The sequence below is a fragment of the Paenibacillus amylolyticus genome (genome assembly GCF_036894225.1).
In the GTDB taxonomy this organism is placed as follows: Bacteria; Bacillota; Bacilli; order Paenibacillales; family Paenibacillaceae; genus Paenibacillus; species Paenibacillus amylolyticus.
The window spans coordinates 6,280,128-6,303,156 of the sequence record NZ_CP145892.1; the positions used below are offsets into that span (position 1 = coordinate 6,280,128).

Annotated in this window: 20 protein-coding genes; 8 read left to right on the forward strand and 12 right to left on the reverse strand. The window is 50.1% G+C overall.

Going from position 1 to position 23,029, the window contains the following annotated elements; translation table 11 throughout:
• Positions 1 to 76 precede the first annotated feature (76 nt).
• The gene (locus V6668_RS27705) at positions 77 to 1,072 is read right to left on the reverse strand and encodes a MerR family transcriptional regulator (protein WP_338707182.1); all 996 of its coding nucleotides are present in this window, start codon (positions 1,070 to 1,072) and stop codon (positions 77 to 79) included.
• A gap of 321 nt (positions 1,073 to 1,393) precedes the next feature.
• Between V6668_RS27705 and V6668_RS27710 the strand changes: the two genes are divergently transcribed.
• The 8 genes from V6668_RS27710 (at position 1,394) to V6668_RS27745 (ending at position 11,119) form a co-directional block, all read left to right on the forward strand.
• Positions 1,394 to 2,764: a phospholipase D family protein gene (locus tag V6668_RS27710; protein WP_338709008.1), complete on the forward strand. Its 1,371-nt coding sequence runs from the start codon at positions 1,394 to 1,396 to the stop codon at positions 2,762 to 2,764.
• Positions 2,765 to 2,889: 125 nt separating this feature from the next.
• The gene (locus V6668_RS27715) at positions 2,890 to 3,513 is read left to right on the forward strand and encodes a TetR/AcrR family transcriptional regulator (RefSeq protein ID WP_047840721.1); all 624 of its coding nucleotides are present in this window, start codon (positions 2,890 to 2,892) and stop codon (positions 3,511 to 3,513) included.
• Positions 3,510 to 3,851: a DMT family transporter gene (locus V6668_RS27720; RefSeq protein WP_076319237.1), complete on the forward strand. Its 342-nt coding sequence runs from the start codon at positions 3,510 to 3,512 to the stop codon at positions 3,849 to 3,851. The genes V6668_RS27715 and V6668_RS27720 overlap by 4 nt, the downstream gene beginning before the upstream one ends.
• Entirely contained in the window at positions 3,851 to 4,165 is a 315-nt protein-coding gene (locus tag V6668_RS27725; protein ID WP_017691901.1) for a DMT family transporter, read from the forward strand. The genes V6668_RS27720 and V6668_RS27725 overlap by 1 nt, the downstream gene beginning before the upstream one ends.
• 271 nt (positions 4,166 to 4,436) lie before the next feature.
• Positions 4,437 to 4,568, forward strand: a complete 132-nt coding sequence (locus V6668_RS27730) for a hypothetical protein (RefSeq protein WP_256721316.1) — start codon at positions 4,437 to 4,439, stop codon at positions 4,566 to 4,568.
• Between the two features lie 232 nt (positions 4,569 to 4,800).
• Positions 4,801 to 5,730, forward strand: coding sequence for a TetR/AcrR family transcriptional regulator (locus tag V6668_RS27735; RefSeq protein ID WP_164783302.1), 930 nt, complete (start codon positions 4,801 to 4,803; stop codon positions 5,728 to 5,730).
• Between the two features lie 33 nt (positions 5,731 to 5,763).
• Complete coding sequence (locus V6668_RS27740) at positions 5,764 to 9,000, forward strand: efflux RND transporter permease subunit (protein ID WP_076319238.1); 3,237 nt, start codon at positions 5,764 to 5,766, stop codon at positions 8,998 to 9,000.
• Positions 9,001 to 9,478: 478 nt separating this feature from the next.
• Positions 9,479 to 11,119 carry a PucR family transcriptional regulator gene (locus tag V6668_RS27745; protein WP_338707183.1) on the forward strand — a complete coding sequence of 547 codons (1,641 nt, stop codon included), beginning with the start codon at positions 9,479 to 9,481 and terminating at the stop codon, positions 11,117 to 11,119.
• A 16-nt stretch (positions 11,120 to 11,135) separates the two neighbouring features.
• Here the strand turns inward: V6668_RS27745 and V6668_RS27750 are convergent, their stop codons facing one another.
• The 11 genes from V6668_RS27750 to V6668_RS27800 form a co-directional block, all read right to left on the reverse strand.
• A complete protein-coding gene (locus V6668_RS27750) occupies positions 11,136 to 11,363 on the reverse strand; it encodes a hypothetical protein (protein WP_062836929.1) in 228 nt (75 codons plus the stop codon).
• A complete protein-coding gene (gene hydA, locus V6668_RS27755) occupies positions 11,363 to 12,808 on the reverse strand; it encodes a dihydropyrimidinase (protein WP_338707184.1) in 1,446 nt (481 codons plus the stop codon). Before hydA ends, V6668_RS27750 begins: the two co-directional genes overlap by 1 nt.
• Complete coding sequence (gene preA / locus V6668_RS27760; RefSeq protein WP_338707185.1) at positions 12,805 to 14,100, reverse strand: NAD-dependent dihydropyrimidine dehydrogenase subunit PreA; 1,296 nt, start codon at positions 14,098 to 14,100, stop codon at positions 12,805 to 12,807. Before preA ends, hydA begins: the two co-directional genes overlap by 4 nt.
• Positions 14,101 to 14,172: 72 nt before the next feature.
• Positions 14,173 to 15,540, reverse strand: a complete 1,368-nt coding sequence (locus tag V6668_RS27765) for an NAD(P)-dependent oxidoreductase (RefSeq protein WP_338709009.1) — start codon at positions 15,538 to 15,540, stop codon at positions 14,173 to 14,175.
• 49 nt (positions 15,541 to 15,589) lie between these two features.
• Complete coding sequence (locus tag V6668_RS27770) at positions 15,590 to 16,471, reverse strand: nitrilase-related carbon-nitrogen hydrolase (RefSeq protein ID WP_091012887.1); 882 nt, start codon at positions 16,469 to 16,471, stop codon at positions 15,590 to 15,592.
• 4 nt (positions 16,472 to 16,475) lie between these two features.
• The gene (locus V6668_RS27775) at positions 16,476 to 17,765 is read right to left on the reverse strand and encodes a M20 family metallo-hydrolase (RefSeq protein ID WP_338707186.1); all 1,290 of its coding nucleotides are present in this window, start codon (positions 17,763 to 17,765) and stop codon (positions 16,476 to 16,478) included.
• Positions 17,766 to 17,862: 97 nt separating this feature from the next.
• Complete coding sequence (locus V6668_RS27780) at positions 17,863 to 19,236, reverse strand: aspartate aminotransferase family protein (RefSeq protein WP_338707187.1); 1,374 nt, start codon at positions 19,234 to 19,236, stop codon at positions 17,863 to 17,865.
• Positions 19,237 to 19,257: 21 nt separating this feature from the next.
• A complete protein-coding gene (locus V6668_RS27785) occupies positions 19,258 to 20,322 on the reverse strand; it encodes an ABC transporter substrate-binding protein (protein ID WP_338707188.1) in 1,065 nt (354 codons plus the stop codon).
• A 140-nt stretch (positions 20,323 to 20,462) separates the two neighbouring features.
• Entirely contained in the window at positions 20,463 to 21,401 is a 939-nt protein-coding gene (locus V6668_RS27790) for an ABC transporter permease (protein ID WP_338707189.1), read from the reverse strand.
• Positions 21,398 to 22,156, reverse strand: coding sequence for an ABC transporter permease (locus tag V6668_RS27795; RefSeq protein ID WP_338707190.1), 759 nt, complete (start codon positions 22,154 to 22,156; stop codon positions 21,398 to 21,400). Before V6668_RS27795 ends, V6668_RS27790 begins: the two co-directional genes overlap by 4 nt.
• Positions 22,157 to 22,190: 34 nt before the next feature.
• Positions 22,191 to 23,015: an ABC transporter ATP-binding protein gene (locus V6668_RS27800; RefSeq protein WP_338707191.1), complete on the reverse strand. Its 825-nt coding sequence runs from the start codon at positions 23,013 to 23,015 to the stop codon at positions 22,191 to 22,193.
• Positions 23,016 to 23,029: the final 14 nt, after the last annotated feature.

Below are 23,029 nucleotides of genomic sequence, written 5' to 3' on the forward strand. Positions count from 1 at the left end.
AAAAAACACCCTTTGATCACTTTCGTCAAAGGATGTCCTTTATACACTAACCTATTCATATCATTTGAGATTATGTTTAATTATTGGCCTGTCCGAACCGTGCACCAGGTGACCGCTCGGAGAGATATTCACGCTCCATCCACGACTGCCAGTCCGCAGAACTCTCCGGCATAATCCATTGCGGATAACGCGCATGCTCTGCACGCTCATAGCCCTTTCCACCAAGTACAAAGCGAATATGCGGGAACTCGTTCATAATCCGCTCGACGAGTTGATCACATTTAACAAGAAGCCCTGGACTTGTGATCGACAGGCAGACCAACTTGATCTTCTGCTCCCGGATAATCGGGAAGATGCCTTCCTCTGGCGTGTTCGCACCCAGATACAGTACTTCCGCTCCATTTTTACGCATAAAAAGAGAGAACAGCAGCAATCCGACCTGATGATGCTCCCCTTCCGGACACAACGCCAGAACTTTGGGCAGATGCGGATAGATCGGGAACAGATGGAAAAACTGATAAAACCGCTGTGATATCAGCTGTGTCATGAAGTGTTCCTGAGCCACCGAAGCCCTGCCTTGCTCCCATGCATCTCCAACCCGGACCAGAATGGGCACCAACACATGATAGAACATCGAGTCATACCCATACATGGTGAACCCAAAATCAATCAAACCATTGGCACGTTCACCCTGAAAGTTGTAGAGCGAGTCATAGATCTGATCTGCCATGCGTGCGTAGGCTTCTTCCATCGTAGGCACCGGAGCCATGATCGGCGTGGGCACAGCCTCGGGCGGATTTAATTTGTTTACTTTCAACATCCGTACCGCTTCCGAAATATTGGTCTGATGTAGCTCAACCTGTTCTTTCAACCAGCGCAGATCCGCAACATTCTCTTCGGTATACATTCGATAACCCGATTCCGTCCGCTCAGGGGTGACCGCACTATACCGATTCTCCCAAGCCCGGAGCGTCACCGTCGGGATACCGAGCATGGCAGCGACTTGTTTGATGGAATACACCTTATTACCCACTTTCTTTCCTAAATGTCCAGATTTCAAAGGTTGTATCATTGGTTCCCCGTCCTTGTCAGGCATATGAAAACCCTAACATTCTACAAAAATAATACACTCATTATACACAACGCTCAGACACCTGTCGATTGCATACTGCCAATTTTGCCATATGCATTTTAACGCTACAGTCGTTATGCTAGCGGGTTCTCCTGCGTCAACGTTATCATCCGTGTGGTAATAGAAGTCAGCAAGTACAGAAGGGGGAGTCCACCGTTGGCCTCATTACGCCGCCATACATCAGACCGCAAGTCTTCACGCGGCAAAATTCCATACATACGAACAGGACTTGTCCTATTAGTCCTATGGCTCATCGCCGTCATGCTCTATCAGACCTACAAACCATTACCAGCGGGCATTTCCTACGAAAGTCCGGAGTATCGTGTGGATCAAGTCGAGTTCCTGCATGACCTCACTTATCCTTCCTCCGACGGACAGATGCAGCATGAACAACAGATATTCCAGCGCATGATGCAGATTGTCGAGGAAGCGGAGCAGTTTGTCCTGGTGGATATGTTCCTGTTCAATAATTATCAGCACAAGGGACAGAACTTTCCTCCCGTGAGTACTGAATTCACCGAAGCGCTGGTCACCAAAAAAAATCAGCATCCTGATATGGACATCTGGTTCATTACAGATGAAGTAAATACCAACTATAACTCAGCACCCAATCCGTTGCTGGAACAAATGAAACAAGCAGGCATTCATGTGGTCATCACGGATGTGGACCCTTTGCGTGATTCAACTCCAGTATACTCTGCGGTCTGGCGGACCTTCTTCCAATGGTTTGGCCAATCTGGAGATGGCTGGATCAAAAACCTGATGGCCACGGATGGTCCGGATGTAACGGTCCGTTCCTATCTCAAGCTGCTCAACGTGAAGGCCAATCATCGCAAAGTTGTTGTTAGTGAGAAGACGGCGATTGTCTCTTCTGGCAATATTCATGATGCGAGTGCCTACCACTCGAATATTGCATTTGAAGTAACAGGTCCAATCATTGGCGATATTCTTCAGTCAGAGCAAGCTGTTCTCGACATCTCAGGCGTAGGCAAGGTTCCTGCCTACACAGCTCCTTCCTCGAATTCAAACACGGGAGATTTGCGAATACGCTATTTAACTGAAGGCAAAGTGAATGACGCTGTACTCCATGAGATCAATCAAGCTGGCAAAGGTGACACCTTATGGATGGGCATGTTCTATGTGGCCTCTCCGAAAGTATTGGAAGCCCTGCTGGAAGCGGCAAAACGAGGAACCGAGATCCGGCTTGTACTAGATCCAAATGAAAATGCTTTTGGTCAGGAAAAGATCGGGATTCCGAACCGTCCTGTCGCCGCTGAATTGCATGATAAATCCGACGGTAAAATACAGATCCGCTGGTATAACACCACCAAGGAGCAATACCATACCAAGATGATCTATCTTGCCAAAGCAACCGGAGATCATATTGTCCTAGGGGGTTCAACCAACTTTACACCACGAAACATGAATGACTACAATCTGGAGAATGATCTATGGGTTGCTGCACCTCCAGACAATAAGTTCACACTCGATATCGCGAATTATTTCGAGCGTATTTGGAATAATAATGATGCCGAGTTCACGTTAGACCTGGATGAGTTCCAGGAGAAGACTACGTTTTTGAAAGGTATCCTATATAAGCTGCAACTGATTCTGGGTCTTACGACCTTTTGATCAGAAACCACATCCATACCTGTTATATCCGCCTGTACTCACTGTGCAGGCGGATATTTTCATCTTGACAGGTGATGTAAAGTGTGGAAATATAATTACCTAACGACCGTTAGGAAGGTGATTGAATGACTGCACAATCCATTCGGGATGCAGCCCTGTTCCATTTTGCCAGAGATGGCTATGAGGGAGCTTCTCTGAGAGCTATTGCTGATGAAGTCGGGATTAAAAAACCGTCCATATATGCGCATTTCAGCTGCAAGGATGACTTGTTTTTACACACACTGGACTTTGCATTTCACGAGGTAACACGGCACACACTGGAATATTTCCGTGATCATGCGGATCTGCCATTGGAGCAGAGGCTGAAAGGCTTGTTGATCTGGTTCGAACAAGAATACAATGCCCATGCTTCGGCTCGTTTGATGTTGCGTAATTGTTTCTACCCACCCCTTTCTCTGTATGGCGAAGTGATGGATCAAGTGTATCCATTTATCGATGGTATGGAACGTGCACTGACTCGTCTGCTGCAAAGGGCAATGCGTAATGGAGATATTCCGGCCATTCCCGCGGAACAGGCTGCCATTGCATTCATGACGTTTCTCGACGGTATTACCGTGGAAATTATCTATGGAAGTTCCCGTCGGTACAAGAGACGGTTGGAAGCAGCCTGGCCTGTATTTTGGCATGGCATTCATCATTTGAACGACGAGGCGCACAGCGTTGTGCCGGAAGGAGATTTAACAACATGAACCGCAACTGGTTATATGTATTTATCGGTGGAATTATTGAGATTGTCTGGGTAAGCGGGCTGAAACATGCCTCGAATGCCTGGGAGTGGACTTTAACGGGGATTGCCATCGTGATCAGCTTTGGACTGATCATTGCCGCTTCCAAAAAGCTGCCTGTGGGTACGGTGTATGCCGTCTTTACGGGAATTGGTACGGCGGGTACCGTCCTTACGGAAATGGTATTGTTCGGTGAACCGTTCCGCTTGGCCAAAGTATTGCTCATCGGGCTGTTGCTCTGCGGCGTAATCGGACTGAAGCTGGTTACGGATCAGCAAGAAGCCAAAGGAGGTGCAGTATAATGGCTTGGATGGCAATTGTAGGTGCAGGGATATGTGAAATTTTCGGCGTAATCGGTATTAATGGTGCTTCCACCAAGAAAGGATGGCCATACATCGTACTTATGCTGGTGTCGTTTGTGTTCAGCTTCTCGCTCTTGTCCTACGCCATGACGTCTATTCCGATGGGCACAGCGTATGCCGTGTGGACCGGGATCGGGACGGTCGGCAGTACGTTAACAGGCATGTTCCTGTTCGGTGAACGGAAAGAAGCGAAGCGTATCCTGTTTATCGCGATGATTTTGGTGGCAGCTGTTGGTCTGAAACTGATCACGTAACGAAAGTGAAATGAAGTTATACTTTATATCTCCGGTGATAGCATACGCTTCCGAAGAAGCTTTCTTACAGAAAGCTTTAAGGCGAACACTTCGTTTCTTCAAGTCAGTTCTGCAATCTCCGTTATCGTGTAATTCTTAGCTTCCATTATGATATCTATTAAATTCTGTAATATAAAAAAGACGACTTCGATCAGGAAGTCGTCTTTTTTGGGGAATGATATAAATAGGGAACCTCTTTATACTTTGCCACGTAAGAAAGGATGTCGTATTCATGAGAAAATTATTGGCACGCATGGGCTCTTATACAGGGTATACCCTTCTGATCGGCATGGCCATTTTCTATCTCATCGCTCTAGTCGCCATTATTATACTCGCCTTGTACGCCTTCACTGGAGGAAACTAACTTAAACGTTCTTGATACCTTATCCATATCGTACATACAAGCTGCGCCTTGTTACTTGCCGTCTCTCCTTCCCTTTGATCAGCCACTTTTCCCCATATACATTTTCCCAATTTACTCCCATTTGAATTCCTTTAACCAGATCGTTTATACTTATTTTGACCTTAAAGTCAATTCAAGAACTCACAAGTTCCCTGATGAGGTGAATGCATCGTTAATGAACCCTATACATGAGATGAATGAGAAGAAAAAGCTCATCATTACTACAGCACTCAAGTTATTCTCATCCAAAGGCAGTGCTGCAACATCCATGCAAGAGATTGCAGAATTATGCGGGATGTCCAAAGGCAGCCTCTACATCATGTTCAAATCCAAAGAGGAATTAGAAGCCAGTACTCTGGAGTACTGCATGTACACGCTCATGGACGAGATGACACAGATCGAGCATGAAACCAGCCTTACCTCACGTGAACGTCTGCACAAGCAGATTGAGACACTGTTGATCCATGTTGCCGAGCTCAAGGAATTTTTGCGAGTACAGATGCGCAGCATGATGATGGATGATGAACAGCAACGCAAGGAACAATGCCATCCGCTGCAAAGAGATCTGGAAGTCCGTACCTTACATTGGTTTAAGGATAAGCTGGAGGAGCAGTACGGATCGGAGATTGAACCTTATACGATTGACCTTATTTTGCTGACACAGGGGCTATTCCTTTCCTACGTCAAGATCTGGTTTACAGAGATGCCGTCCCTTACTGTTACCAAAATGGCAACAAATTTACTGCAAATGATGGACTATGCAGCGCACGGATTCCTTAAGCAGCGACCTTTGCCTTTGATTCCTTTGGAGGACTGGCCTGCATGGATTACCGAACCCCATCCGGATTCCACGGTGATGCGGCATCCTATTCATATTATCAAGCAAATGCAGGATATTGCTGCCTCCGAATTGCCTGCTGGGCAACCAAAGAATGATGTACTTGAGACCATTGCCATTCTCCGGCAGGAGATGATGGAATTCACACCGCGTCGTGCCATTATTCTGGGCATGATGCACAATCTGGAGAACGTAACTGCCATTCAATCTTTGCACTCCGAGCTTCAGCATATTCTGGATGCCATGTATAGCCGGTTCATCCAGGCTGACTCGTCACACACATAAACAGGAGAAACAGAGAGGAGAAGAAACCATCGTATGAAAGGTATTATTAATTTTTCACTGAACAACAAGTTTGCGATTTGGATTCTGACGATTATCATCTCTTTCGCAGGTTTGTACAGCGGATTGACGATGAAACAAGAGACAATCCCGAACATCAACGTACCGTTTCTGAATGTCACTGCCATTGATCCGGGGGCTGCACCGGAGGGAATTGTTGAGGATGTCACGAAGCCGCTGGAAGTAAAACTACGCAATGTAGATGGCGTGAAGACGGTGACCTCCACTTCCATGGAGAACGCAGCATCGATCACACTCGAATTTGATTATGGAACAGATCTGACCAACGCAACTGCAACCGTTCGTGAGGCACTGAATGAAGTTCAACTGCCTGACAGTGTGCAGAAGCCGACCATTTCCAAGTTCAGCATTAACTCTTTCCCGGTTGTATCTCTGAGCCTGTCCGACAAGGACGGCGGTGACCTGGAACAATTGACACGACTGGTTGAATCGGATATTCAGCCTGCACTCGAAGACATTGACGGTGTAGCTCAGGTTCAGGTGTCCGGTCAATATGTGAAAGAAGTTCAATTGAAGTTTGACCAAGCCAAAATGGCCGAGCTGGGCCTAACGGAAGATACGGTAAACGGCATCGTTCAAGGTTCATCCATTCGTGTGCCCCTTGGACTGTTTGAACTGGATAAATCCCAGAAAGCCGTTGTTGTAGATGGCAACATCATCGACATCGATGATCTGAAAAACCTTGCCATTCCAGTTGTACCCGGCGGTGCCGGTGCTTCTGCAGGCAATGGTTCAGGCGCAGCGCCACAAGGCTCTGGAGCACCAGCTGGTGAAGCAGGTCAAGGTACCGCTCCTAGCTCTGCACAAGGAACAGACCAGGTTGCAGGCCAAGCCGCTGGTGGTAATGCCAGTGTGGGTAGCCCTTCAGGTGCTGCCAACGCAGCTGGTATCCCGACAGTGAAATTAAGTGAAATTGCCAAGATCGAAGTCATCGGTCAAGCGGAATCCATTTCCCGGACAGACGGCAAGGAATCGATCGGTATTTCCATTGTAAAATCCAACGATGCCAACACAGTTGATGTCGTTAACGCAGTCAAAGATAAAGCTGAAGAGTTGCAATCGCAGTTCAAAAATGCTGATTTGACTGTATTGCTTGACCAAGGTAAGCCGATTCAGGACTCGGTGAACACGATGTTGGGCAAAGCCGTTTTTGGCGCCTTGTTTGCCATCCTGATCATCCTGCTCTTCCTGCGTAATATTCGTTCAACCATTATCTCCATTATCTCGATCCCGCTCTCCTTGCTCATGGCATTGACTGCTCTCAATATGATGGATATTACTTTGAACATGATGACGCTGGGTGCGATGACGGTTGCCATCGGACGGGTTGTCGATGACTCCATCGTTGTTATCGAGAACATCTACCGCAGATTAACACTCAAAGGTGAAAGATTGAAAGGCCGTGAACTAGTCCGCGAAGCAACTCGCGAGATGTTTGTGCCAATCCTTTCTTCCACGATCGTAACGATTGCGGTATTCCTGCCACTGGCATTGGTAAGCGGCATGGTCGGTGAGTTATTCACGCCATTTGCACTGACCATGGTATTCGCTTTGCTGGCATCCCTGATCGTTGCCATTACCATTGTGCCGATGCTTGCGCACACCCTGTTCCGTGGAGGGTTGAAGAACAAACAGAATCACGAAGAAAAACCAGGCAAAATGGCGGAAGGTTACAAACGCCTGCTGAACTGGACCCTTTCACACAAACTCATCACAGTCAGTATTGCAGTGATCTTGCTAGTCGGCAGTTTGTTCCTGTACCCGTTCATCGGTGCAAGCTTCTTGCCAGAACAACAGGATAAATACGTGACTATTACGTACAGCCCACAAACCGGAGCTTTGCGTGAAGATGTCGAAAAAGAAGCACTCGTTGCCGAGAAGTGGTTGCTGGAACAACCAGGTTTGGAGAAAATGCAATATTCCATCGGCGGAAGTAATCCACTGAGCAGCATGGGTGGCGGTGGTTCCAACTCGGCTCTATTCTATATTGAATATAACGAAGACACGAAAGACTTTACTAAAGTGAAGGAACAGCTTGTAGAAGGTCTGAAGAAAGAAGTTACCGTAGGTACCTGGAATGAGCTCGACATGTCCGGCGGTCTGGGTGGTAGCGGCCTGAGTCTCTCCATCTATGGCGATAATGTAGAGCAACTCAAACCTGTATCGGATGAAATTCTGAAACTGGTTGAAGCGGATAAGGATAATTTTGAAAAAGCAGATACAACACTTGCTGACACCTACGGGCAGTATACGCTCGTGGCGGATCAGGAGAAATTAAGTTCCCTGGGCCTGACTGCAGGCCAACTGGCGATGACGCTGAGCCCGGCACGGGAACGTCCTGTGCTTACGGAAGTCGATATCGATAACAAAACGTACAAAGTATATGTAGAGACAGACAACAAAACATTCAGCAGCATTAAAGAGATTGAGGATGAAACCGTCACTTCACCGCTTGGCATCGAGGTACCAATCAAAGATGTTGCCAAAGTGGAAGAAGGTACATCCCCGAACTCCATCATGCAAATTGATGGTAAAGTTGTTGTACAAGTCACAGCCAACATCCTGGCTTCGGATGTAACGAAAGCTTCGAGTAACCTACAGGCTGAGATCGACAAGCTGGATCTGCCTGATGGCGTTGAAGTGAAGTTCGGCGGTACAACCGAACAGATTAATGATACCTTTACTCAACTGGGTCTCGCCATGCTGGCGGCCATCGCCATTGTATACTTCGTGCTCGTTGTTACATTCGGCGGCGGATTGGCACCATTCGCAATTCTGTTCTCCCTGCCATTTACGGTCATTGGTATTATGGTAGGTCTGTTCATCGCTGGTGGTACGCTCGACGTCTCCGCCATGATGGGTGGACTGATGCTCATCGGTATCGTGGTCACCAACGCTATCGTGTTGATCGACCGTGTTATTCACAAGGAAAAAGAGGGTATGCCTACCCGTGAAGCCTTGCTGGAAGCCGGTGCAACTCGTCTGCGTCCAATCCTGATGACCGCTCTCGCAACTATCGGTGCCCTGTTGCCACTGGTTACGGGCCTCGAAGAAAGTGCGGGGATCATCTCGAAAGGATTAGGAATTACCGTAATCGGTGGTCTGATCAGCTCCACGCTGCTCACGTTGGTTATCGTACCGATTGTGTATGAGTTCCTGATGAAATTTAAAAAGAAAAGAATCGAAGATTAAGAAGTCGTTGATTGTACTCATGTAACGGTTCGAGTACAACTTAAATGTAGACTATAATATTAGCTTCTCGCCCCTTAGCGCATATTGGAATGGTTGAATTCCGATGTGATGTTAAGGGGCTTTTTTTTGTAAATTCACACGAGACATAGAGGACAGAATTAGCCTAAAGAAACAGAGCTAAAAACTTCTTGCAAGCAAGCTACTTCGGGAGCATACGTTTCGCTGTCAATGGAGTAGAAAAGGCGTCACATAGACTGACATACAAATTCTTCATTTTAATCAAAATCACAAAAAGAACAGTCCCATTTGTCATTTGAAACAAATGAACGTTAGATTTCAGCCCATTGGCTGTAAATAGACTTATAATATGGATTAATTATGTAAGTTGACGGATTCCAGACTCCAGATAGATCACATGTGATTGGGGAAGGATGGTGGTTGTGTGGGGGAGACAACGCTTCATATTCAAGTCAGAGACATGTTGAAACGTCCTGTGTTTCGCAAGGCAGAAGTCCTGGCCAGTGATCGTGCGCTGGAGCGGTATGTTCGCTGGGTTCATATCATGGAGGTTCCCGAGGTGGGGGACTTGCTCAATGGCGGGGAATTGGTGCTGACAACAGGCATTGGCTGGCAGGAGGGTGAGCAGCAAGGCCTGTCTTTTTTGCGTCAGTTAATTGCACGTGGGGCTGCCGGACTCTGTATGGAACTGGGGGATCACACCAAGTCGCAGCTCAGGGCTATGAAAGAAATTGCAGTAGCAGCGGATTTTCCGTTGATCTGGTTTCACGAACAAGTCCGTTATATCGATATTACGCAAGACCTGCATTTCACCCTGATTCGCAGTCATCAGCGGATGATCGCTGAACTCGATAGTCTCACCACCTCCTTTAACCAACTTCTTCTGAATGGAGATGGCGTACAACCTCTGCTTCGATTATTGTCACGAACAACCGGATGTGCCGTGGCGTTATATCCACTTGAAGGGGAAGCAAGTGCCGTTCCCTACTGCCCTCCAGAGCAGCTGGAGACTCGTCGGCAGGATTGGTTTTTGCAGCGGGAACATTGGGCGGGGGAGGATATTCCGAATTTAATGCAGCTGTCAGATAACACATTGGATGTGATCAGCATGCCTGTTCAGGCGTTGGACTATACCTTTGCTGACCTTGTGCTGATGCATCAAAAGCTGCCGGATCACGATTCAAATATATCAATCAAACCCTCAGATGAATTCGTCATTCAGGCACTGGAACGTTGCGCGGCCGCGATTGCCCAGGACTGGATGCGAACCAAATACATGGAAGAGAAACGTCGCTACAAGGAAGATATATGGGTCATTGACTGGCTTAACGGACATCACTCCACGAAGGAAATCCATGAATATATATCTACCGTTAATCCCCTTCTCGCAACGAGCAAAGCCACTATTATTTTATTCGACAGCAATCCAGCATACACAGATAGCCTCAGACTTCAGAAGTTGTTGATCCAACGTAACATCGTCGCCCGGTCGGTATTTGCTCGGGAGAACTTCACCCTCTACAGCACCGTTCTGAACCACCAGATCATTCTTATCATTCTCGACCCACTACCTGGATCTCAGCGCAAAAGTAGTCTCTGGCGCTGCATCGAACAGCTACAGCAGCACGAGCAGGAACAGACCCACTGCCTCTTCTCAGGCTTGATCGGTATCAGTCATAACTGCACAGACCTCTCCCGTCTCAAGGATAGTCTGGAATCCGCGAAGGAGACACTGCGAATTCAGAAGGACATCGGTGTGATGCAGCAGCCCTTTTACAGTAATCTTCATTGTTACCGCATCATCGCTAGTATGAAGCAGAGTGGCAATCTGGATGATTTCATCGAAGAATATTTGGGGCCGCTCATTCGTTACGATGTGGAGAAAGGAGGTCAGCTGCTGCGGACCCTCAAGCAATATTTGGTCCTGTGCTGCTCCAAGCAAGAGACGGCCACCGCTCTATATATCGTCAGACAGACACTGTATCACCGTTTGGACAAAATCGAAGCCCTTTTGGGAGAAGACTATATCCTCCCCGAGAAAAGGGTCGCGATCGAACTTGCCATCTACGCTTATGAGTACGTACACGGCCCGATCGCATGAAGAGCTTCAGTATGGTCTACGCTCCCCGTTGCTCCTGAAGCTGGCGAATCAGGATGTGACTGAACCACTTCCGTCCAGACGCCGTGCCTACGTATTGCTCTTGTTTCTCTTCGGGAAGATCCGGGTGCCCCCATATGACGTGAGCACCCTCCAGATGTTCCCGTACCGCATAGATCCGATAACCCTGTGCAACCATTCGCTCTATGGCGATCCTCTCGGCCTCAAACACATCATGATCCGACATCAGCTTCTCCCTCCATTCACTGCCGTCACAGGATGTTTCATCGGTATGGGCGCGCCTGCATCATACTTGTTGCGCTTCACATATTGGCCTGCCCCTGCTGTTCCGGTATACTGCCGATCTCGAATGACATACTCCCCGCGGCACAACACCGTCACCGGACATCCCTGTACCTGCATACCTTCAAATGCACTGTAATCCACGTTCATATGATGTGTATCTGCCGAGATCACCCTGTTTACAGAAGGGTCAAAAATAACGATATCCGCATCTGTCCCTACAGCCAGAGTCCCTTTCTGCGGGAATAATCCAAATAACTTGCTCGCTCTTGTCGAACATAGATCAACCCACTGATTGAGCGTAATCCGCCCCTTGACTACGCCTTCCGAATACAGAATACTGAGGCGATCTTCGATGACAGGCCCCCCGTTAGGAATTTTGCTAAAATCATCCTTGCCCAAGTCCTTCTGCCCCTTGAAATTAAACGAGCAATGATCGGAGCCAATCGTCTGCAACTGACCACTTTTCAATGCATTCCACAACACTTCCTGATGTACTGCTTCCCGCAGCGGAGGTGACCAAACATACTTTGCACCCTCAAAGTCCGGCTGATCCATGATCGATTGATCCAGTGTCAAATACTGAGGACAGGTCTCCCCCCAGATCCGGTAGCCCATTTCACGCATACGCGCAATTTGCTCCACTGCTTCCGCACAGGTCACGTGCACCACATACAGCTGTGAATCCGCAAGTGCAGCCAGACGCGCCGCACGCCCTGTTGCTTCTCCCTCCAGCATGGATGGACGAGTCAGCGCATGATGAATCGGCTCCGTGCGCCCTTCGGCGAGCGCCTGTCGAACCAGCAGGTCAATGACATCCCCGTTCTCGGCATGAACCATGACGAGTGCGCCGTACTCTTTTGCCTTTTGCAACGTCTGGAAGAGAATCCCGTCATCGGCCTGAAACTGGTTTTTATATGCCATGAACACCTTGAAAGATGATACACCCTCTTCTTCAATGATCTGCGGCAGCTCTTCTAGCACCTGATCATTCATCTCGCCGATCATGAGATGGAAACCGTAGTCGATGGCGGCTTTACCCTCGGCCTTGGCATGCCACTCCTGGAGAGATTCGATTAATGGACGGCCTTTTTGTGTCAGACAAAAATCAATGATCGTTGTTGTACCGCCAAAAACTGCTGCTGTCGTTCCCGTCGCAAAATCATCCGCCGTTACCGTTCCACCGAAGGGCATATCCAGATGCGTATGCGGGTCGATCCCGCCCGGAATGACGTAACAGCCCGCTGCATCCACGACTTCCATTCGTTCGTCAGGGATGAGCCCAATGCCAATCTGTGTGATTTTACCTTTTTCGATCAAAATATCTGCTTCAAAGGTATCTGACGCTGTGACCAACACACCATTACGAATCAATTTGCGAGTACTCATGATATCGCCTCCTTGGTTGATTGATCTCTAACGGATTGCAGCATGGCAATCGCAGATTGACGTTCATTCCAGGTTACAGGTTCCTGCTCAGGTACAAGTTCAACCATCTCAATCGCCCCATCCACCGGGCACACGATCGAACACAGATTACAGCCAACACAGTCCTCTTCCACCACTTCCAGATAGGAACCGGATGGGTCGGTCAACATATCAATACATTGATGCGAGGTGTCCTCACAAGCAATATGGCATTTGTTGCAATTGATGCAAATATCGTGGTTGATGCGGGCGACCACTTTGTAGTTCAGATCGAGATTGCCCCAATCCGAGTAACGTGGAACCGTCTGACCTACCAGTTCTGCTACACTGCTCAGACCCTTTTCATCCAGATAATCGTTCAGCCCATCAATCATTTCCTCCACAATACGGAATCCATGATGCATCGCTGCGGTACATACCTGAACCCCTGTAGCGCCCATGAGCAGAAACTCTGCGGTATCCCGCCAATCAGATATGCCGCCTATGCCAGAGATCGGCACACCCACCTCCGGATTACGTGCACACTCCGCAACCATGTTCAGTGCAATTGGCTTTACAGCTGGGCCACAATATCCACCGTGCGCTCCTTTGCCGCCCACATGCGGCACGGTATTCCACGAATCCAGATCCACACCTGCCAGGGAGTTAATCGTATTGATCAGGGAGATCGCATCCGCGCCGCCTCGTACAGCTGCACGGGCTGTCGCCGTAATATCCGTGATATTCGGCGTGAGCTTCACGATCACCGGTGTGGTCGCCACTTCCTTCACCCACATCGTCTGCAACTCCACAAGGTCAGGCTGCTGACCAGAGGCGGCTCCCATACCACGTTCAGCCATGCCATGCGGGCAACCAAAGTTCAGCTCTAGGCCATCGACGCCGACGGCCTCCACCTTTTTCACAATCTCATGCCACTTCTCCCGCGTAGGTTCCACCATCAGTGAAGCGACAACCGCACGGTCCGGGAAGCGCTTCTTGGTCTCGGCGATCTCCCGCAGATTCACTTCCAGCGGACGATCGGATATCAATTCAATATTATTAAACCCCGCCACCCGTTGCCCACCAAAATGGACCGCCGCGAAACGCGAGGATGTATTGATAATTGGCTCACCCAGTGTCTTCCACACCGCACCACCCCAGCCCGCCTCGAACGCACGCTGGACCTGATATCCCGTATTGGTTGGTGGTGCAGAAGCCAGCCAGAATGGATTGGGTGATCGAATACCTGCCAGATTAATGGATAAGTCAGCCATAACGATCCCTCCTTGGTGTTGTTTGAACATTTTAGTTACACTGGACACTCCGTACCTTGTCTCCCTCACAACTCACGCCGTCTCTTCCACCTGTCCAGGCAACGCCTTCATGACTGCGGCGGCAGCCAGCTTACCCTGCTGTGCAGCCGAGACAACCATCGCCTCACCCTGACCCTGACCAAAAATAACATCTCCTGCCGCATAGATCTGAGGATGCGAGGTACGGTACGTATGCGGTTCGATCTCAACGACGCCCCATTGGTGACGCAGCCCAAACGCTTCGATTAATGGTAATAACCGATGCTGCCCAATCGCCCGGATGACCGTATCACATTCAATCATGAACTCCGATCCCTCCACAGGCACGGGCAACGCACGCCCACCACCAGGCGGGGTAATTAGCTCCATTTTCACGCATTCCACAGCTTGAACCCGACCGTTCTCGTCTCCAATGATTCGCTGCGGCATCGTAAACCAGCGGAACTCCACACCCTCCTGCTTGGCAAAAGTATATTCAAACGCATACGCCGTCATCTGGCTTTCCCCTCGCCGATATAACATCTGCACCCGCTCGGCACCAAGGCGTACCGAACAGGTTGCTGCATCTACCGCCGTATTGCCCGCGCCAATAACGGCGACCTTCAGACCATTCAATGCGGGCGGAACACCCTGCTTAGTAGACTCCACCAGTTCAATCGCATCATAGACACCTTCCAGTGTCTCCCCTTCAATGCCCAGCATAGGTACTGAACCCATGCCACAGGCCAGAATGACCGCTTCATGCTGCTCCAGCAACCTCGAAGCAGGGATATCCACACCGATGCGTACCCCATAACGGATCTGTACACCAAGCGCTTCTACCTGCTCCACTTCCCATAGCGCAACCGATTCGGGCAGACGGAAGGACACGATGCCGTACGTATTCAACCCGCCACCTTTGGGTTTGGCCTCGTAGATCGTCACCTCATAACCCGCACGCCCTAGTTCACGTGCCGCCGACAGTCCTGCTGGCCCCGCTCCCACAACAGCAACGGTTCTCCCATTGGCAGGTGCTGCCTGGAATAACGGCTCATTCTTCGCCCGCGCCCAGTCGGTGGCGTAACGCTGCAAGTCACCAATGCGAATCGGCTTCGACGATTCGTTCAGAACACATGCACCTTCACACAATTCCTCTGTAGGACACACGCGTGCGCAACTGGCTCCAACCGGATTCGCATCCATGATGGTGCGGGCCGAACCTTTCAGGTGACCTGTGGATATTTTGCTAATAAAAGAAGGGATATTAATGTCGGTTGGACAGGCTTTGATACAAGGTGCATCGTAACAGTACAGACAGCGGTTTGATTCCTCCATCGCTTCCTTGCCTGTCATGGCGGGTTTCATCTCGGCAAAACGACTCTCCCACCCATAATCGGATAACGTTGTTCCTGAGCTGTTCATCAATGTCATGCACCTCCTGAAGTTTGATCCGCGCAGCTTCCAGCTACTTTTACAGACTAACCAGATGTTCGTACGTTTCCGGCCTGCGATCTCGGTAGAACTGCCACACATTACGTACCTCACGAATCATCTCCGTATCCATCTCGCCAATGACGACCTCATCCTGATCCCGGCTGCCTATCGCTACCATTCTGCCTCGCGGGTCCACCAAGTACGACTGTCCATAAAATTCACCCATATTCCATGGCGCTTCCACGCCAACCCGGTTGATGGCCGCTACATAATAGCCGTTAGCTACCGCGTGAGCAGGCTGTTCCAGTTTCCACAGATATTCCGATGTACCCGCAACCGTAGCGGATGGATTGAAAACAATCTCTGCCCCCGCCAACCCCAGCAATCGTGCGCCTTCCGGAAAATGACGATCATAACAGATGTACACACCCACTCTGGCGTAGGCTGTATCAAAAACCGGAAACCCAAGGTTACCTGGTTTGAAATAATACTTTTCCCAGAAACCATTCGTGCCCTCACCTGCTTCCACATGCGGGATATGATGTTTGCGATATTTCCCCAGATACGTACCATCTGCATCAATGACGGCTGCCGTATTGTAATACGAAGCAATGCCTTCCACCTCATACACGGGTAAAATAATCACCACCGCAAGCTCCTTCGCCAGCTCCTGAAAACGTCTGGTCGTTGGCCCTTCCGGCACCGGTTCAGCGGATGCATACCATTTGGGATTCTGCTCTGTGCAAAAGTACGGGCCATAGAATACTTCCTGCAATCCGATGATCTTGGCCCCTCGTGCAGCAGCTTCACGGACCAGCGTTATGTGCTTCTGAACCGCAGCTTCTTTGTGTACCTCAACGGGAGCCGAACCTTCAATCTCATGGGAAGCCTGGATTAATCCGATGCTGATTTTGCCCATAACGTCACAACGCCTCCTCAGGTAAAATGATTGGTTGGTTCATTCCACTACACATCCTCCGAATGGTGCGATATAACACTTCCGTGCCGAGTCCAATATCCTCCGGGGAGGAATATTCGCTGGGATGATGACTGATGCCGTCCTTGCTGCGGACAAAAATCATGCCATAATCACACACAAGCGAAAGGGCCAACGCATCATGGAACGGACCACTCATCAGTTCTGGCAAAGTAACCCCAATCTCTTCCGCGGATGAACGAATCACCGACTTGATTGGCTCTGCACAATACCGCGGCTCACTATTCGTATCCTCTGTCAGCGAGTAGGTTAGACCATATCGGAAACTCACGTCATCCAAAATGTTCATCAATCGGGCTTCAAGCCGGTTCCTGCGCTCCATCTCCATGTCTCGTAAATCAACCGTGAAGCTGACTTCCTCCGGAATGATGTTCCGTGAGTCTGGAAACACCCTCAAACTTCCCACCGTACCTACGGTTGGGGCTTCCGGGTCTTCTCTCACCATATCGTCAAAAGCCGCAATGACTTTGGCGCTGCCTACCAGAGCATCATGCCGCATTCCCATCGGAACGGAGCCGGCATGACCCGCCATGCCTTTCATCGTCACCGTAAGCCACAACGGACCCGAGATGCCCGTCACCAGACCTACTGGTGCATTCATCGCTTCCAGCACCGGCCCCTGCTCAATGTGCAACTCCAGATAACTGCCTATGGAACCTGGCGGATAGATCGCCTCATCAAAATCCGAAGGAAAACAGCCGAAGGCTTCCAGCGCCTCCCGACGGGTCACTCCGTTTTTATCCTGCCGCTCCAGTTCGCCTTCTTCCAACTGACCGGTTATACCACGTGAGCCGAACAGGCCTTTGTTAAAACGGGAACCCTCTTCATCGCAAAAGGCAATTATCTCAATTGGCATCAGGGGCTGAATACCATTTTCGATCAGGCATTGCACGGCTTCGAGCGCGCCGAGCACACCAATCGCTCCATCATAGCGACCGCCATAAGGCTGAGAGTCGATGTGGGAACCAATCATGAGGATTGGCAGCGCCTGATCCGCACCTTCCAGACGACCAATCAGATTACCGAAGGGATCAAGTCGTGTCGTCAGACCGGCATTTTCCATCCAGAGACGAATTTGTATGATGCCATCCATATCTTCCGGGGTCAGGGCAAGTCGGCAAACACCCGTCTCCGCGATTCGGCCAATCTGTGACAACTGCTCAATTCGCTCATTCAGCCGAAGCTGATTAATGAGTTTGCCTGTTGTGGTCTGCATCCTTCCTCGCCTCCTTGCGCTTATTTTCGCGTAATGATATGAAAATTTTCATTTTGCTTGCTAAACTGTAAACGCCTGTCGTACCTGTGTATGGCAACTAACCTGCGTCCAGACTACGTAGCGCAATGAGCAAACTTCCAGCGATCAGATCCAACTCATCCTCGGTGGTGACAAATGGTGGGGAAATCGTCAAAATGTTTGCAAACCCCGGCACGGTATCGCCGTTCTTGCCAATCAGGATGCCGTCCCTTTTACAACTGGCGAGTACCTTCATTACTTTATCCGCCTCCGCAGGAGATCCGTCTGCTTCAATCAATTCAATGCCACAGGCGAATCCGAATGAACGGATATCCCCCACAATGGACAGCTCCAGTAGTGGCTCCAGCTTCTCACGAAGCAGGTATCCCAGTTCTTCCGCCCGGCTGACCAGATTCTCTCGTTCCAGAATCTCCAGATTTGCCAGTGCCACCCGGCAGGACACCGGATTTCCGCCAAATGTATTCACATGGCGAAAATGGGCATCCGGTCCGGGTTCCCGGAACGTGTCATACAGATCGGCTCGCACCGCCGTTGCTGATAGCGGTGAATACGCACTGGTCATGCCTTTTGCCATCGTCACGATATCTGGCTGTACACCATAGTTCTGATGACCAAACTTCTGCCCGGAGCGGCCAAAACCACAGATTACCTCATCTACAATGAGCAGCACGCCATAGCGCTGACAGATCTCTTGCACGGTGCGCATATAATCCGGCGGGGGCACAATCATGCCGCCTCCTGTAATCACTGGCTCCATAATTACTGCGGCAACCGTCTCAGGACCTTCCCAACGAATCACCTCTTCATAGATGGTTGCACATTCGAGTCCGCATCCATCCTTGTTTCGTCCAAACGGACAGCGGTAACAATAAGGTGGTGGAACATGGGAGAAACCTACGCCGAGTGGCTCGTATTTGATCTTGCGGGCGGCTTGCCCAGTGGCGCCCAGCGCTCCCATGGAGTTACCGTGATAGGCACGGTGACGGGAGATGAATTTGTGCCGAGTAGGCTCACCATTCTGATGGTGGTACTGACGGGCTATTTTGAAAGCCACCTCATTCGCATCTGAACCTGAGTTGGAGAAGAATATTCGATACTCCCCCTCCAGCCATTCATTCAGCTTCTCCGCCAGCAAAATCGCCGGTTCATGACTCTGCGTCATCGGTACATAAGCGAGTGCTTTCATCTGTTCGTAGGCACTCATCGCAATCTCCTCCCGGCCATGCCCCACATTCACACACCACAGTCCCGACATCGCATCCAGATAACGTGTACCATCCTGATCGGTGATCCAACTGCCCTCCCCACTTACCGCAATCATCGGATGATCGTTATGAGGTGAGATGTGATGCCATACATATTTGCGATCCTTCTCCAGCCATTCTTCCTTCGTACCACCAAGCGGCTGAGGCTGCTGATCCACAGAACTCATTCGTCATCCTCCTCCACACGCTTATTTCACCGCTTCTTCATAGATGCTTTTCTCCAGCGCTTCATCCAGGTTGGCGGCTTTTTTGATCAAACCATAGTTCAGTGCAATATCCGCAGTTCGGGTAAACGACTCATCTACAAAGCTGCCGACTTGCTGCTCCGTAAACCCTTCCGGGCGAATCAGCTTTGCAATCTCTTCCAGCATCGTGACCTGATGCTCGCGGGTGGTGCTGCCATCCGTCACATTACTCATTACGATATCGACCGTCTCATCCTGTTGATCAATGGCGTAGTTCCAGCCTTTCAAAATGGCACGGGTCACTTTGACCGCAAGCTCACGGTTGCTGTCTACCCAATCCTTCTTGGCAATTAGCGTATCCTCCAACATGCCAACACCGGCATCTTCAATGTTGAACACATCCAGATCGGATTCTTTCGTTCCACTTTCCAGCACAACGTGGTATTCGTTATAGATCGTCGCCGTAGCTACATCCACCTGATCGTTAAAAAACTGATCCATTGTGAACCCTTGCTTCACCAGTTCAATGTCTTTCTTTGGATCCAGGCCATTCTTCTCCATGAACGCGAGCACCTGAAACTGCTGACTGCCAAACCAGGTACTGACCTTCTTGCCTTTCATCTGAGCCGGATCAGTAATACCTAGGGACTTCTTGGCAATCAAGCGATAGCTACTCTTCTGTGAGATCTGGGCGAGTGAGACGAGTGGCAGACCGTTATCCCGGCTGACCAGCAAACTGTCTACACCCGTAATGCCCACATCGGCCGCACCATTGACCACCTGCTGCTCTATCACGATATCCGGACCACCCGGAATAATCTCGGCATCAATGCCTTCATCTGCAAAAAAACCTTTTTCCTTCGCTGCATAAATCCCGGCAAATTGCGCCTGCGGCACCCATTTCAGCTGAATTTTCACTTTGGTTAAGGGTTGATCTGCTTCTCCAGCCCCTCCTGAACTCGCAGCGACAGGCTCAGCCGCCGGCTCGGACTTCGTAGAACATGCGCTCAGCATCGTAACAACCAACAGGACCAATACCAGCAAACCCGGCTTCAACGTTTTGTACATGTACAGAACAACCCCCTGTTTATATACGATTTATCAAGCATCAGTCCGTGTTCAAAAAGTCTGCTTTTCAGTACCGTGGACTTTTTGAACAACCTCAATCACGTATTACGATCTATGGAAGGTTGGTACCCTGATGTATGTTAGTGATCTGTGCGTGCACGATTCCACGGAATGAGTCGTTTTTCTGCTAGGACAACCGCTTCATACAACACAATGCCGAGCGCGGCTGCGATGACAATGCAGGACCAGGCCAAGGGCATGTTTGCCAGTCGAATCTGATCCGAGAGCAAGTACCCCAGCCCCTGGGAGGCGATGAAAAATTCACCCACAATGGCCCCGATAATACTGGTCGACATATTGATCTTCAGACCGGCGAAGAGGGAAGGCAGCGCATGAGGCAGTCTCAACTTCCAAAAAAACTGCATCCTGCTCGCGGCTAGACCACTCAGCAAATCACTGTACTGCGGCTGAATGGAAGTCAGGCCTTTGAACAGGCTGACGGCCATGGCGGCCATCGTAATCACCGTGACTACTGCAATACGCGACCAGATCCCGTCTCCGAACCAATTGTTCATAATCGGGGCAAGGGCCACGATCGGAACAGCATTAAGTGCAGACAGAACCGTAACCGCGGCCCTGCCGCTTGTTGGAAAGAACGATGCACCCGCTGCCGCCAGAGCACCCAACAATGAACCGAGCAAAAAACCTCCCAGCATTTCGGTTCCGCTATACATCGCGTATCGAAAGAGCATATTGGCATTTTCCTGAATGGATGCCGCAATCGCGGAAGGCACAGGCAGTTGGTAGCTTTCCAGCGAGAATATCCAATGAAACAACCTGAGCTGCCAGAGGGTGAGAAACAACATACCCGCACCCCAAGGAAGCATGCTCAGTACAATTGAGCGCCTGCGAACGCTAGTATCCAATCTGGCCTTTTCGGCTTGTCCCTGTTGTCCGTGAATTTCTGATCCTGGAGCAGATGTTATCTGTGAACCCGTGAGGGGCGTAGCCGCGCCAGTTACAGTAGCAATAGCCACACCTTCATCACGCTTCCGTTGCAAAACTCTACCTTCACTCATGTGGCATCGCCTCCTTTGGCCCTGAATTCAGGCTGCCAAGGGGTTAGCCAACGTTCAGCCAGACTGATGGCCAGATACGAGATCAGGCCAATGCCAATGCTAAGCATGATGGTGGCCCAGAACATGCCAACTTGGGCATGGCCGTAATATAACGAACTGACCATCAGGACGCCGAGCCCGTCGGGGGCGCCCATCAATTCCACAACGATGGAGGAGGTCACCGCCAGCGGAGCGGCTATTTTCATACCAGAAAATAGTCCCGGCAGTGCTGAGGGTAGCAGACATTTGATATATCGTGCAGTCAGTGAAGCTCCACAGGAACGCATAAGTTCCAGATGCTCTGGTGCTGCACTTTTCAATCCTTTTAATGTATGGATGATGATCGGGAAGAAAGTGACATACGCGGCCATAACAATTCGGGCCCACTCCGCATTGTGGATGATCCCGTACACAATTGGTGCGAGACCAATAACCGGAACCATCTGTGAGGAGACAACATATAGAGATAACGTGCGCTCTAGCCAGACAGCCCCGCTCATGAGTAGAGCCAGACCCAGACCAAGCAACGTTCCCCCTCCAAAACCAATGGCTGCATTGCCAAACGTGACAGCCCCCTGCTCTGCGAGCGTACTCGAGTAACGAAACAAGGCTGCAAGGACTTCGTGCAGATAAGGAAGGCGAGACGCCGCCTGCTGGGGTGACAAGAACAGTTGGAGTATCCAGGCGATTCCTTCCCATAGCACCAATATGGTCATAATCCAGATGACAACCCAGGATCGATATCCCGGTTTAAAGAACCGCAGGGACATGAGATTCATCACGCTCCTCGTAGAAGCAGTTGCGAATGGTTGTAATCATGTGGTAGAAGGCTTCCGTTTCTCTCAGTTCACTATGACGTTCGGAAGGCAGATTGACGGAATGAATGGAATGTACTTGCCCCGGATGTGCCGAGAGCACGATGATCCGGTCGGACAGAAATACGGCTTCGGGGATGCTGTGTGTGACAAAGAGGAAGGTCTTGCCTGTTGAGCGCTTGATCTCAAGCAGCTCCAATTGAAGCTTTTCTTTCGTGAATTCGTCCAAGGCAGAGAAGGGTTCATCCATGAGCAGCAATGGCGGATCAAGCGCAAGTGCACGCGCAATGGATACACGTTGCTGCATCCCTCCACTGAGTTGCCATGGATAATGGTCGGCGAAGCGGGTTAGCCCTACCATTTCTAGCAGCTCACCACTAATGCGGCGGCACTCCTTCCGGCGGGTACCGAGTAGCTCCAAGGGCAATTCCACATTGTGACGAACCGTGCGCCAATCGAACAAGGCTGGTGTCTGGAAGACAATACCGAACTGTCGCTGTAGCCGAGCCCGCTCAGGCTCCTGACCTGCAATGCGAACGGTGCCTGAGGTGGGCTGAAGTAGATCACCCACCAGCCGGAGCAAGGTGGACTTGCCACAGCCGGAAGGGCCAAGCAGCGAGACAAACTCATTGGACTGGATCTGGAATGTAACATCCGACAAGGCAGTGACTTGTTGTGTACCTGTGCCAAAGATAACGGACACATGATCTACATCAATATGGCAGGCTTCGGGGACTGTAGCTGAGGGTGCGGAGGACATGGGCATTCTCCTTT